This window comes from Lacrimispora sp., from assembly GCF_031982545.1.
Classification (GTDB): Bacteria; Bacillota; Clostridia; order Lachnospirales; family Lachnospiraceae; genus Lacrimispora.
In genome coordinates this window covers 600,895-613,521 of record NZ_DALYXB010000001.1, presented here as the reverse complement: position 1 = coordinate 613,521, position 12,627 = coordinate 600,895, and the positions used below count along the sequence as shown (strand labels likewise).

The 12,627-nt window shown below is 39.4% G+C and carries 12 protein-coding genes; 10 read left to right on the top strand and 2 right to left on the bottom strand.

Annotated elements, in window-relative coordinates:
• The first annotated feature begins 50 nt into the window (after positions 1-50).
• From ABS301_RS02960 to ABS301_RS02950, 3 genes are all read left to right on the top strand, one after another.
• Complete coding sequence (locus tag ABS301_RS02960; RefSeq protein ID WP_349670777.1) at positions 51-818, top strand: hypothetical protein; 768 nt, start codon at positions 51-53, stop codon at positions 816-818.
• A 131-nt stretch (positions 819-949) separates the two neighbouring features.
• Positions 950-1,558 carry a sugar O-acetyltransferase gene (locus tag ABS301_RS02955; RefSeq protein ID WP_349670776.1) on the top strand — a complete coding sequence of 203 codons (609 nt, stop codon included), beginning with the start codon at positions 950-952 and terminating at the stop codon, positions 1,556-1,558.
• A gap of 153 nt (positions 1,559-1,711) precedes the next feature.
• Positions 1,712-2,479 (top strand): hypothetical protein, encoded by a 768-nt coding sequence (locus ABS301_RS02950; protein WP_349670775.1) that lies wholly within the window; start codon positions 1,712-1,714, stop codon positions 2,477-2,479.
• Here the strand turns inward: ABS301_RS02950 and ABS301_RS02945 are convergent.
• Positions 2,471-2,914: a MarR family winged helix-turn-helix transcriptional regulator gene (locus ABS301_RS02945; protein ID WP_349670774.1), complete on the bottom strand. Its 444-nt coding sequence runs from the start codon at positions 2,912-2,914 to the stop codon at positions 2,471-2,473. The genes ABS301_RS02950 and ABS301_RS02945 overlap by 9 nt on opposite strands.
• Positions 2,915-2,989: 75 nt before the next feature.
• Complete coding sequence (locus ABS301_RS02940) at positions 2,990-4,060, bottom strand: epoxyqueuosine reductase (protein WP_349670773.1); 1,071 nt, start codon at positions 4,058-4,060, stop codon at positions 2,990-2,992.
• Positions 4,061-4,224: 164 nt separating this feature from the next.
• On the opposite strand from ABS301_RS02940, the gene ABS301_RS02935 reads away from it, so the two are divergent.
• The 7 genes from ABS301_RS02935 (at position 4,225) to ABS301_RS02905 (ending at position 12,624) form a co-directional block, all read left to right on the top strand.
• On the top strand, positions 4,225-4,572 hold the full coding sequence (locus ABS301_RS02935; protein ID WP_349670772.1) for a cupin domain-containing protein: 348 nt from the start codon (positions 4,225-4,227) through the stop codon (positions 4,570-4,572).
• Between the two features lie 165 nt (positions 4,573-4,737).
• Positions 4,738-5,082 carry a helix-turn-helix transcriptional regulator gene (locus tag ABS301_RS02930; protein WP_349670771.1) on the top strand — a complete coding sequence of 115 codons (345 nt, stop codon included), beginning with the start codon at positions 4,738-4,740 and terminating at the stop codon, positions 5,080-5,082.
• A 352-nt stretch (positions 5,083-5,434) separates the two neighbouring features.
• Positions 5,435-7,177: a sensor histidine kinase gene (locus ABS301_RS02925; protein WP_349670770.1), complete on the top strand. Its 1,743-nt coding sequence runs from the start codon at positions 5,435-5,437 to the stop codon at positions 7,175-7,177.
• 1 nt (position 7,178) lies between these two features.
• Positions 7,179-8,882 carry a response regulator transcription factor gene (locus tag ABS301_RS02920; RefSeq protein WP_349670769.1) on the top strand — a complete coding sequence of 568 codons (1,704 nt, stop codon included), beginning with the start codon at positions 7,179-7,181 and terminating at the stop codon, positions 8,880-8,882.
• Between the two features lie 148 nt (positions 8,883-9,030).
• On the top strand, positions 9,031-10,755 hold the full coding sequence (locus tag ABS301_RS02915; RefSeq protein WP_349670768.1) for an extracellular solute-binding protein: 1,725 nt from the start codon (positions 9,031-9,033) through the stop codon (positions 10,753-10,755).
• Between the two features lie 76 nt (positions 10,756-10,831).
• On the top strand, positions 10,832-11,731 hold the full coding sequence (locus ABS301_RS02910) for an ABC transporter permease (RefSeq protein WP_349670767.1): 900 nt from the start codon (positions 10,832-10,834) through the stop codon (positions 11,729-11,731).
• A 14-nt stretch (positions 11,732-11,745) separates the two neighbouring features.
• Positions 11,746-12,624 (top strand): carbohydrate ABC transporter permease, encoded by an 879-nt coding sequence (locus ABS301_RS02905; protein WP_349670766.1) that lies wholly within the window; start codon positions 11,746-11,748, stop codon positions 12,622-12,624.
• Positions 12,625-12,627: the final 3 nt, after the last annotated feature.

Here is a 12,627-nt window from a genome sequence, read left to right as displayed (position 1 = left end):
CTACAGCTTATACTGGAGTTGGTATAGAACAAAAATCTTAGGAGGCCGTCATGAAACACAAACACTTTCTCAGAAAACCCCTTTTCCTTTTCCTCTCAACTATATTTCTATCTTCACTAAATGCCTGCGGGCAAAAAAGTACCACCACTCTGGAAACTACGGATACACTGCCTGCATCAAGTGAGCTGATTAAGGTGAGTTCGGAACAACCCTCTGACAGTAGCTCTGCACAGATATCTGCGGTAGAACCATCTTCGAAAAGAAATGAATCATCTGCATATAATGAAGCACTTGCAGCATATAACAATTTCCTGTCAGGAAGTATGAATGCTCAGGATTTAAAACATGAGATAAGTGATGGAGTGGTTAAGATCAAAGATATCTCTTTGGAGACGGACTTTAAAACTTATTATGCATTATTTGATATGAATGGGGATGGAATACCGGAACTTCATCTGCGCCCTGCTGTTGGCGGAAGCTATCTCATTTTTACATATCTTGATGGACAGATCGTTTTATGGCATTCTGGTCCAGATTACGAATCTCCGCTAAACAACGGAGCGATCTTGTACCAACGCGATGGCGCAGCGCCCACTCACATAAATTACTATTATTTAGTTCTGGATTCCAACGGGAAGGAGACTTCAAAAGTAAATTTCTCTAAATATCACAGCGTCGATGAAAGTGTTAAGACGGAAAGTACTGATTATGATGTATTTATGATGGAAGATAAAGAAGTTTCTGAAGAAGAATGGAATTCACTGACCAAAGATTATCTTTCCAATTCATCAGACATAATTGTATGGAAAGAAATATAAGCAAATTCCCCGCCTGAAAAGACGGGGAATTTGCTTAATTGAAATTAATAAAGCCCCATTTCTACTTGACATTCTGGAAGGAGGCGTTATTATAATTAAAAATGTAATAGAACCAGGAAGGAGAATAAATTATGAACCAGAGAGAACGGATGTTAGCTGGATTACCATACAAAGCATGGTTAGATGGATTAGAGGAAGAAAGATTTGCGTGTAAGCAGAAAATTTATGACTTTAATCATCTTTCACCTAATTTAAATGAATCAGTCCCTTTCATGTTAAAAAATATTTTAGGAAAAACAGGTGAGAACCTTTGGATTGAAGCCCCTTTTCATTGTGACTACGGCTGGAATATAGAAGTGGGAGAGAATTTCTTTGCTAATTATAATCTTACGGTTCTGGATGTGGGAAAAGTTACTATCGGAAAAAATGTCCAGATTGCCCCTAATGTATCAATCTATACAGCTGGTCATCCGATTCATCCGGATACCAGGAATACTGGCTATGAGTATGGGATTCCGGTTACGATTGGAGACAATGTCTGGATTGGAGGTAATGTCGTAATTCTTCCTGGTGTAAAAATAGGGGATAATGTTGTTATTGGTGCAGGAAGTGTTGTGACAAAGGATATACCAGATAATAAAATTGCAATAGGCAATCCCTGTAAAATAGTGAGAGAAATTACAGAAGAAGACAGAACTTATTATTATAAAAATAATAAATTTGATGTACCGATCGAATAACCAGATTATTCAAGTGGACTTACAATCAAGTAATCATGACAAAAAAGGTAACGTCGGCAATGGCAGTATATGCAGAAAGGAATATGAATGCCTCTTCGAAAACTAATACCCTTTACATTTACCATACCTTCCATTGCTATAGGTGTGCTTGCAATGTACCATAACCATGTTCCAATTGCTATCTGGGGCCAGAATATTGTTTGTCTTGTTTTAATGAGCGTTATTTCTTTCCTTATAATTACTCACAGATTTATTTTTAAAGGAAATAGATACAATCAATTATTATTACCCGCCGCCATATGTGCTTTCATTCTTACGTTTGCAAACCAGGGTATGGAGGGGGTTCACCGATGGATATCAATCGGGGCAGTAAAATTAAATGTTGCTATGATTATACTGCCCGTGATTCTTTTAGAACTATATAAAGTATTAAAAATCAGAGGTTTAACGTATGCGGGTGTCAGCGCATTCATCATATTACTGGTGCTGTTTTTTCAGCCGGATGCCTCACAATTAACCGGATTTGCCATTCCTATGATGATTATGCTAAGCCTGAACACGCGTAGTAAAAAGATACGTTTCTTTATTACAGGTGTATCTGTTTTGTTCATTGTTTTATCCTGGATTCGTCTGGATCATTTGCCACCAGTTAGTTATGTAGAGAGAATCCTCATGATGGTGGCAGATATGGGAGGGATTTGGTTCGTTTCAGGCATTATTTCTTTAGCAATATTACCAGCTCCATTCCTATTGCTTCCACCGAAAAATGCAGTGTCAGTTTCAAGATATATTGGATGTTACTATATAGTCATACTGTTATCCACTTTATTAGGGAATTTTCCGGTTCCTCTGATGGGATATGGAATATCACCTATAGTTGGCTACTATTTATCACTAACCTGGTATGTTAATTTATTCTAAGTTCCTTAAGACGGAAAGTGTTTTCAGGAGTTCATCATACTGCTCCTTCCCCACAATCTGCTCTAACCTGGATTGCGCCTCCTGCCAATGTGGCATGGCTAGTGCAAGTTTTTCCTTCCCTGTTTCACTGACTGTAATACACTTTTTTCTGGAATCAGCATCCTCCGTTTTCACATCAACGTATCCTTTTTTGCGCAGAATCTCCACATTTCTTGTCACTGTTGTCTGATCCATCATTGCCTGATTTGCCAGTTCATTCACGGAGATTCCATTTTCCCTTGAGCAGATGTCAGTTAACAGAGCAAACTGGGGGGATTTAAGTCCGGAAATACGTAAGGCTTTATCGTAATACTGTGTGATTACCCGAGTGGTCATTCGGAGACTTCGGCATGCACATACCGACAGATTTAAGTTTTGTTCGTTTTGTTGTTCCATTTTTCATTTCTCCCATGCAGATGTATATGCATATAAGATAGTTGTAAAAAGAAACTTTGTCAAGTGTGCAAGGATTTAATGGGAGTATATGGATCCCAGACCATGTTTTGTGGAGATTAAGCCAGCCATCTCACGAACCTGTTCATATTTGCTTTCCTGAGCCTTTATAATGGATGGGGCGAAATGATCTTCATATCGGTTATCCATAAAGTTTAATACATTAATCTGCCATTTCCATAATTCATCTGGTGAAAGATAGAAAAATTTAGGCTGAATGTTCTGACGATAAAAGTCTTCATCCATTTCTAAAATATTCTCCATAGTCAGGTAAGGCTCAAGTTCTGAAAGTCCTGGAAATTCGTTCTGTCCAGTCCATTTGTTATGATTCATTGGACAGGCATCCTGGCACATATCGCAGCCATAAATCCAGTCACCGAAATCAGAAGCCAGAGGTTCATTGGGTAAGTTTCGTCCTCCAAAGGTTGTTAAAAAGGAAATGCAGCGAAGGGGGTTCATGGTATAAGCATCGGACAGAGAAGCTGTGGAACAGGCTTTCATGCAGCAGTTGCAATTAGGCGGACAGGGAGGAAGATTAGGTTTTTCAATCAATTCCATCTCACAATCAGTTAAAAATGCTTCCAGGCTGATCCAGGAACCGGACTCTGTATAAAAAAAGTTATTCCGCCTTATCATGCCAAGACCTGCCTGCAATGCAGCCCAGCGTACTCCTACTATTCCGAACTTACGATTGGTCGCAGTGCGTAAACCCAGCTCTTGCATATATTGTTCCAGAGCAGTGCTGTTTTGAAATTCTTTCGTATTTTCATTTATGCGGGAATCCGTTAAATAATGCTTTGCAATGTGTCCCTTTAATGATTCCGGAATATGGTATTTCGAATATCGCTTGACCAAAACCACAATGGACTTTGCCCAGTCAAAATCTTCCTGAAAACGAATAAGACGTTGCTGATTTTGATAAAAGGGCTGGGATTCCGGTACTTTTTGTGTCCGCTCATTAAATTTCTCCTCATAGCCAGTCATCATTTCAACGGGAATAATGCCGCATTTTTCATAACCTAAATCAAGAGCTTTTTGTTGGATCAGCTTAGCTATGGAGTTGTCTGAATCACTTTTTTTACTCATCATATCGATACCTCGGATTTTTTGTCTTTGCTGATTAAAATATATGTATATACATATAATATCAGGCAGGTAAACGACTGTCAAGAGTCAGATTACGTTTAAAGTAGTAAGGAAACTCAAATGGGGGTATATTAGAGTTTAAGCATAAATGAAAGGAGAATTTATCTGTGAACAAGTTTATATTCAATGATTATTATCATGTGCCTCAGGAAAAGATCGCAAAGCGTATGCTTTATAAAAGTGATAATGTAATTGCTTTTGTTCTGAATATTGCTAAAGGAGAAATACTGCCAGGGCATACACATATGGAATCCACCCTTCTCCTGCAGGTCATGGAAGGAGATGCAAAAGTTGTTACAGATGGCAATGAGACTTTGCTTCAGGTGGGGGAATTAATGCAGGTTGATGGGCAGGAAAGCTTGCAGGTGATCAATATTGGCAGCGATGTCTTACGCCTTTTTGTAACCATTTCACCAATGGGTTCCGAGGCATTTGCTACAGACGCAAATGTCTAATCACTTTTTCAGGTATATACTGAATTCTGCTAAGACAAAAATCCTCAGTGCGCTGGGGGTTTTTGTCTTAGTACGTATTATTTATGATACGACTAAATAATGCACGGATTATCGGATCTTTCCATATATCCTATGTTATTATGTTTGATGAAAGGAGGTCGTTTTATGGATTCAATCAGTAGTATGAATGAAGCATTATCATACATGGAAGATCACTTAACGGAAGATATGGATTATGGTGAGGTAGCTAAAATTGCTCATTGTTCCGAATATCATTTTAAGCGAATGTTTTCACTGCTGGCAGGGATCAGTTTATCAGAATATGTCAGGAGAAGGAGATTAACATTAGCTGCACTTGATCTGAAGGATAAAAACACCAGAATCATTGATGTTGCGGTGAAATACGGTTATAACGCAGCTGATTCTTTCTCCCGCGCTTTTCAAACCATGCATGGTATTCTGCCTTCTGAGGCAAGAGATGAACAGACAAAAAGAAAGGCTTACGGCTAAAAGCCCTGTCAGATATTGAACCGACAGGTATCATCAGTGCATCAACAAACTTTTCTGAAGAAAGAATGGAAGAAAGTGGAGAACTTGATCATTATATTGGCGTAGCAACCACAAGGAGCGTCTCTATTTTTTTTAGCATTGTAAATCAGTTTTACTTGATAAGTGTTATAAAAAATAGTATAAATAATTAGATAAGCTAACCGCCATTAGAGATATTCTTTGTAATTTCAACCAATTCCCATACATAATCACTAACTGACAGATATTTACTGCAACAAATTGTTTCGTATTTAGCCGCTTCTTTTAATTTCTTATGTACTAATTACAAGTAATACCAAATCAGGGGGGAAGTATGCATTCATTAATTCATAAACTGAACATCAGTCTTTTCAAGAAGATAATCAGTGTTTTTTTAATCGTCATAGCACCCATTTTTATACTTGGAATCTATATCCGTAACTGGGGAGCCAGTACAGTACGGGAAGAGCTGTCGAAATCATCAACTGCTCAGATTGAATTTTACTTAAACCAGCTGGAAAAGGAAATTGAACGACTTAAAATATTGCAGTACACATGCTTAAATGATGAATCTCTAAACCGTCTCGCAGTCCAGTATAGTATCATGAGTGATTACGAAATAGTGAGTAATTTAAAACAGCTGCAGTCTCGCCTTATAACAATTGCTTATAGCAGCAGCTATGTCAAAAATGTCAGCGCCCATATATTTTCCATTCATAAAACAGTCTCCTCTACCAGAGGGGTTGATCCATTGGATCCCAAGGCTTATGAGCGCACAAGGGATGCAGCTGGCTTAACAGGTGCTCAGATTATCAGATACAAAGATCGGCTATATCTGACAACCGTTTATCCCTCGGATAAAACAGGCTTGAACAGCAGCTATGTCATAGAAATTGAGTTAAATCAGGATGCATTTAAGGAGGATCTGGAACAATTTAATATTTATCCGGACAGCGGATCTTACTTGATTGATTTAACCAATGGGAAAGAAATCGCAATGGCCAATACGGGGAAAATTCTGCAGTCCGATTCAATATTAGAGGATTTCAGCACGACTCAACAAAGCGGGACCAGCTTGAGAAAAATAGATTCGTTCCGTTATTACTCCGTGTACGCCCGGTCCGACTATTTAAATATGCTTTTGCTCCGATATCTGCCGGAAAATCTGGTCTTTACCCCCATGCGTAATTTTACCAATTGGATCTGGATATTTGTCTTGGTATCAATTCTGGTAATTGCTATTTTTACATTAACCATGAACCGCTTTATAAACAAACCAATAAAAAAGCTGGTAGAAGTTTTCCGGCAGGTGGAAAATGGAAATCTGCAGATTAGTTTAAATACCGATGACGTAGAATCGAAAGAATTTGCCTATCTGTACGCCAGATTCATCAAAATGGTGGACAGTCTGAACATGCTGATCGATCAGGCTTATAAACAGAAGATCCTGACTCAGCGTGCAGAACTAAAACAACTACAGGCACAAATTAAACCCCATTTCCTTTATAACAGCTTTTTTATCATTAATACCATGGCACAGACAGGAGATGATAATTTAATCGAGTTCACCAATCATTTGGGAGAATACTACCGCTATCTTACCAGAAATGCTGCAGATATTATTCCGCTTCACGAGGAAATTGAACACGCACGTACTTACACCAGTATTTTGTCCATGCGTTTCACAAAGAATCTGACGGTGGAATTTGGTTCCTGCCCAAAGGAATATGAACAATATCCCGTTCCCCGGCTCATACTACAGCCTTTAATTGAGAATGCGTTTGAGCACGCGGCGGAAAAAAGAATGAAGGATCGGATCATCTCCATTTCATTTGAAATACGGGAGGAGAGACTACATATAACAGTTGAAGATAATGGAACCAGCCTGTCCGATGAGGAACTTATTAAGCTGCAGAAAACATTGGAATTACAGCCAGATGATGGAGAGGTTACGGCATTGATTAATATCAACAGGCGTTTGAAGCTGCAATATGATGAGTTAAGCGGAGTAGTACTATGGCGAAGTCCTTTGGGTGGACTTGGGGTTGAACTGATTTTAGGCCCCAGAAGGGAGTAATATGTATCGACTTTTAATTGTTGATGATGAGGAGATCATCGTAAATGGGTTATACGATATTTTTTCCAGTATGGAGAATCTGGATCTGGATGTTTATAAAGCGTATTCAGGAGAAGAGGCAATTCAGTGGCTGGGTCGAACAAGAATGGATATTGTATTGACTGATATTAATATGCCGGAAATAGATGGTCTGTATCTGCTGGAGGAAATAAAAAAACGCTGGCCATGGTGCCGTGTGATTTTCCTCACAGGACATAGTGAATTTAACTACGCATATAAAGCAATTCAGTTTAGCAATGTCAGATACATATTGAAGACAGAAGGATATGGTAAGATTATTAAATCAGTTGAAAACGTGATACAGGAGTTAGTAGATGAAAATCAGACAAATGAATTAATACAAAATGCAAAGAATCAGATTAATATTGCCCAGGATTTGTTTTGCCAGAAGTATTTCTATGCACTGCTTAATAACGACCATTCGTTAAAAATAAATGGGGAAGAATTCGAACGGCTCTTTATCCATTTAAACGCAGATGAACCGGTCATGCTTATTTTAGGCGAAATATTAATTTTGCCTAAGTCAGTGGACTTTTGGGAGAAGAATCAGATTATGTATTCCATTAAGCAGCTGATCGTCAGATATTTTGCAATGCATATCAATAGCCTGGTGGTTCCCCTTAAGGGTGAAAAACTTGCAGTATTTGTACAGCCCCAAAAGACACAATCTTATTCCGAAAATCCGTATGGAAGTATGAATGTATTTTTAAAAGGGACTTTGGAAATCGTTCAGTCTGCCTGCAGGGACAGACTTCAGGCTCCAGTCAGTTTTGCTTTGGCAGAAAAACCGTGTAGTTGGGGAGAAATTGCTGACAAGTATGTATCCCTCATCGATTTGTTAAATTATCATGTCAGCAATGACATGGAAACAATTATTGATGAAAGAGATTTTCGGAAACAAAGACAGACATTTATTCAGTCTTCTGCCGTTAGTTCGGATAATGCCACTACTTTATTGCAGGGACTTCTGTACCGGAAGGATTTTTGCAATCTGCAGCATTCCATTGAGACTGGGGAGGAGCAGGATTTTTATGATTTCCTGAAAGACTGGCTGGATCCACTTGGGGAGATACAGGACAAAAACAATGTAATTGCTTTGGAAGCCTATCAGACGATCCTTACTTTTTTTCTTTCCTGCATCAACCGGTTTCAGCTGAGGGGGAGGTTTACACAATCCAATTATATCAACGATCTGTACCATAGTGGAAATTACAATACCTGGAAAGAGGCAGCCAGGCATCTGTTCCAATTGTCTCAGATGCTGATTGATTTAAAAAAAGAAGAAGAGAGCAAGAGGACAAATGATACCATTGGTTTTGTCCAGCAGTATATTGAAACTCATTTGTCTGAGGATTTATCATTGACCAGCCTGTCGGAAAAAACTTATTTGAACCCCTCCTACCTTTCCAGGCTATATCATCAGACCACCGGACACAAGCTCTCCAGTTTTATCGAGAGTTCAAGAATCAGAAAAGCAAAGGAACTACTTGGAAATCCCAATGAAAAGATATATGAAATCGCAAAGAAAGTAGGGTACGATACAGCAGCCTCATTTACCCGCTTCTTTAAAAAAGCAGAGGGAACATCGCCCCAGGAATATCGTGATTTATCAATTGCAGAAAAAAGGCGGATCAGTAATACATAATATATCAATGTAAATAAAGGATAAGACAGAATTTGATAATGGTAAATAAATGCCAAGAAAATCAAAAGATGTTTATGGAAAACGACGAAAAACATCGGTATAATAGGAAAAGGAGTTGGTTATAAAGCATAAAAACAAGGAGGATCTTATGGAAAAACGTATTATTCCCACTGGTTTATCTGCCATACTGATTGGGGGCTTGCTGCTCACTGCCTGCAGCAGTCAGACTGGGGTTTCATCATCAACCAGCAGTACAGGCGAAACAGGCTCTGCTGTTGAAACAGGCAATTCTGCGGGGGCAGAAAATGCTGATCCATTCGGCAAATACGAACCATCTGTTAAGATGACGTTTGCCCGAACGGTAGATAATGATTTAAATGACAACATACTGCCGAAAACTCCGGGTGAAACAATTGACAAAAACCGGTGGCTGGATTTGTATTCAAAGGATTTAGGAATTGATATCAGCTATGCCTGGACTGTAAGGGGCGGACTCAATGATGATGCTTATACACAGAAGTTAAACGTTACAATTGCTTCCGGAGATTTGCCAGACGTACTGATTGTAAATCGTACCCAGCTGAAGCAGCTGGCTGAATCAGATATGATAGTAGATATGACAGATTATTTTGATCAGTATGCCAGTAAGCTTACAAAAGAGGTTTATAATTCTGAGGGTCCTGGTATTCTTGAATCAGCTACATTTGACGGGCGTTTAATGGCAGTGCCTTATGCAGATGCATCTGTTGAAAGTACCCAGTATCTATGGCTTCGTAAGGACTGGCTGGATAAACTTAAGCTGGAACCACCTAAAACAATGCAGGATTTAAGAAAAATAGCCAGTGCATTCACTACCCTTGATCCAGATGGAAACGGCAAAAATGATACTTATGCAATGGCAATTACAAAAAATTTATATAACGGAGCCATGGGTGTAGAAGGTTACTTTGCAGGATATCATTCTTATCCCAATATGTGGGTGAAAAAGGACGATGGTACTCTGGCCTGGGGCAGTGTACTCCCTGAAACAAAAGATGCCTTACGCGCACTGTCTGAAATGTATAAAGCAGGGGAAATCGATCCGGAATTCGGAATTAAAGACGGTGCCAAGATGGCAGAACTGATTGCAGCAGGAAAACTGGGAATCGACTTTGGTGAACAGTGGAATCCCATGTATCCACTGATCAGTAATTATCAAAATGATCCCACCGCGGACTGGGTAGGTTATCCGATTGTATCTGCTGATGATACATTACCTAAAATTCCCCAGAAATTCCGTACTCAGTGGTATTATGCCGTTCGGAAAGAATATGCCAATCCCGAAGCCGTGGTTAAATTAATTAATCTTCACCTGGAGAAAAACTGGGGCGAAAAAAACGAATTTGATCATTATTATATGCCTGCTGAAAATGAAGGAAAAGGTGTGTGGAAATTCTCACCGGTTACTCCGGCTCCTACCAATAAAAACCTTGAGGCATTTAATGAAATTCAAAAAGCCCGCAAACTGGGGGATATGAGCATTTTAAAAGGAGAACCGGCTATTATTCAAAAGAATCTGGAAGCGTTTTATGCCGGTGACACAACTCAGTGGGGATGGGAAAAGATATACGGACCTGACGGGGTTTTCAATGCTTTAAACGGATATATTGAAAATGGCCAGGTCATGAGAGAAGAATTTGTAGGTGCGCCTACGCCTACTATGGTAGATAAACAGTCCTCTCTTCGTACCATGGAGCTTGAGATGTTTGTGCGGATTATTATGGGTGATGTTCCCGTAGATGAGTTTGATAAGTTCGTTGATAACTGGAATGCGTTAGGCGGAGCCCAGATGACAAAGGAAGTAAACGAATGGTATCAGTCTGTTAAAAAATAGAAAATGATTGATGAGAGGAGAGGTTTGACAGAAACTAATCCTCTCATTTTTATTCATAGAAGAAAGGGGTCTGTTTATGAAACATAGACGTAAGCGGGAACTGCCATTGCATCTGATGATTTTGCCCAGCATGATCTTGCTGCTGTGCTTTAGCTATTTACCAATGGGAGGAATTATCATTGCGTTTCAGAAGTTTATACCGGCAAAAGGATTATTTGGAAAACAGAAATGGATTGGCTTTGATAATTTTATTTATCTGTTTCAGCTGCCGAATTTCGTAAGTGTTCTTTGGAATACTCTTTTCATTGCAATTATGAAAATTATATTAGGACTTTTAATCCCAATTGTAGTTGCGATCCTTATTAATGAAGTTAGAAACAGTGGGTTAAAGAGAAGCATTCAGACAGCAATCTATCTGCCACATTTCTTATCCTGGGTAGTATTAGGCGGTATCTTTATCGATATACTTGCTCCAGGCGACGGATTGATTAATCAGATTATAAAAGCATTTGGGGGGCAGCCCATCTTCTTTTTAGGTGATAATAAATGGTTTCCTTTAACCTTAATCGTTACGGAAAGCTGGAAATCCTTTGGATACGGTACAATTGTGTATTTAGCGGCAATCACAGGCATTGATTTAAGCTTATATGAGGCAGCCCAGGTTGACGGAGCAAACCGGTGGAATCAAATATGGCATATTACCCTTCCGGGAATGCGAATGGTAATTGTTCTGTTAATGGTATTAAGTCTTGGTAATGTATTAAATGCCGGATTTGACCAGGTATTTAACTTATATAGTCCTCCTGTGTATGCAAGCGGAGATATTATTGATACGTTTGTTTACCGGATTGGTATGTTAGAAACTCAGTTTGGAGTTGCCACTGCAGTAGGCTTGTTTAAATCAGTGATCTCGCTGACCTTGATTTCAGTCTCCTACTGGTTTGCATATAAATTCGCAGATTATCAGCTGTTTTAAGAAAGGAATCGTATATGAAAAGGAATAAGAAAATTAAGTGGTTTCCAATCATTAACACTGCCATACTGCTCATGCTGGCATTGATCTGCATTATACCGCTTATTCATGTAGCTGCTGTTTCCTTTAGCTCCAGTGCGGCGGCTTCTGCAGGAAGTGTATCTTTATGGCCCAAGGAGTTTACAACAAATTCTTATGCCTTTGTAGCGAAGCGTCCTGCATTCTGGCGTTCGATGAAAGTTTCAATTATACGGATTATCCTTGGCGGTGGTTTAAGCATCCTTCTTACGATTACGGCAGCGTATCCGTTGTCTCAGCCAAAGGAAAGCTTTCGGTTTCGGACCGTTTATGCATGGTTCTTCTTTATTACAATGATTTTTAATGCAGGGATGATCCCCTGGTATATGGTAATCCGGCAATTTGGCCTGCTGGACAGTATTTGGGCGTTGATCCTTCCAGGCGCGGTACCTGTTTTTAGTGTGATACTCTTACTTAACTTTTTCCGTGAGGTGCCCAAGGAACTTGCGGAGGCGGCATTTATTGACGGGGCAGGGCATTGGCGCACTCTATTAACAATCTATGTACCTTTGTCAAAGCCAGCCCTTGCAACACTGCTTCTTTTCTCTCTGGTAACAAATTGGAACAATTGGTTTGATGGTTTGATTCTCATGAATAATCCTGATAATTATCCGCTACAGACTTATATACAAACCATTGCCGTTCAGCGTTCCTTCAGCATGATGACGAGAGAGGAAATTCAGCAGATGGCAGCAATATCAGACCGGACGCTTCGATCCGCACAGATATTTTTAGGCTCCCTTCCCATTGTAGTGGTATATCCGTTCCTGCAGAAATACTTTGTGAAAGGTATTGTGTTAGGAGGAGTGAAGGGGTAAAAT

Bases quoted from the DNA above. Each gene is read 5' to 3' on its own strand.
- ABS301_RS02915 (WP_349670768.1), top strand. From the start codon at position 9,031: ATGGAAAAACGTATTATTCCCACTGGTTTATCTGCCATACTGATTGGG.
- ABS301_RS02940 (WP_349670773.1), bottom strand. From the start codon at position 4,060: ATGATGAGTAAAAAAAGTGATTCAGACAACTCCATAGCTAAGCTGATC.
- ABS301_RS02925 (WP_349670770.1), top strand. From the start codon at position 5,435: ATGCATTCATTAATTCATAAACTGAACATCAGTCTTTTCAAGAAGATA.
- ABS301_RS02930 (WP_349670771.1), top strand. From the start codon at position 4,738: ATGGATTCAATCAGTAGTATGAATGAAGCATTATCATACATGGAAGAT.
- ABS301_RS02910 (WP_349670767.1), top strand. From the start codon at position 10,832: ATGAAACATAGACGTAAGCGGGAACTGCCATTGCATCTGATGATTTTG.
- ABS301_RS02905 (WP_349670766.1), top strand. From the start codon at position 11,746: ATGAAAAGGAATAAGAAAATTAAGTGGTTTCCAATCATTAACACTGCC.
- ABS301_RS02955 (WP_349670776.1), top strand. From the start codon at position 950: ATGAACCAGAGAGAACGGATGTTAGCTGGATTACCATACAAAGCATGG.
- ABS301_RS02960 (WP_349670777.1), top strand. From the start codon at position 51: ATGAAACACAAACACTTTCTCAGAAAACCCCTTTTCCTTTTCCTCTCA.
- ABS301_RS02945 (WP_349670774.1), bottom strand. From the start codon at position 2,914: ATGGAACAACAAAACGAACAAAACTTAAATCTGTCGGTATGTGCATGC.
- ABS301_RS02950 (WP_349670775.1), top strand. From the start codon at position 1,712: ATGTACCATAACCATGTTCCAATTGCTATCTGGGGCCAGAATATTGTT.
- ABS301_RS02920 (WP_349670769.1), top strand. From the start codon at position 7,179: ATGTATCGACTTTTAATTGTTGATGATGAGGAGATCATCGTAAATGGG.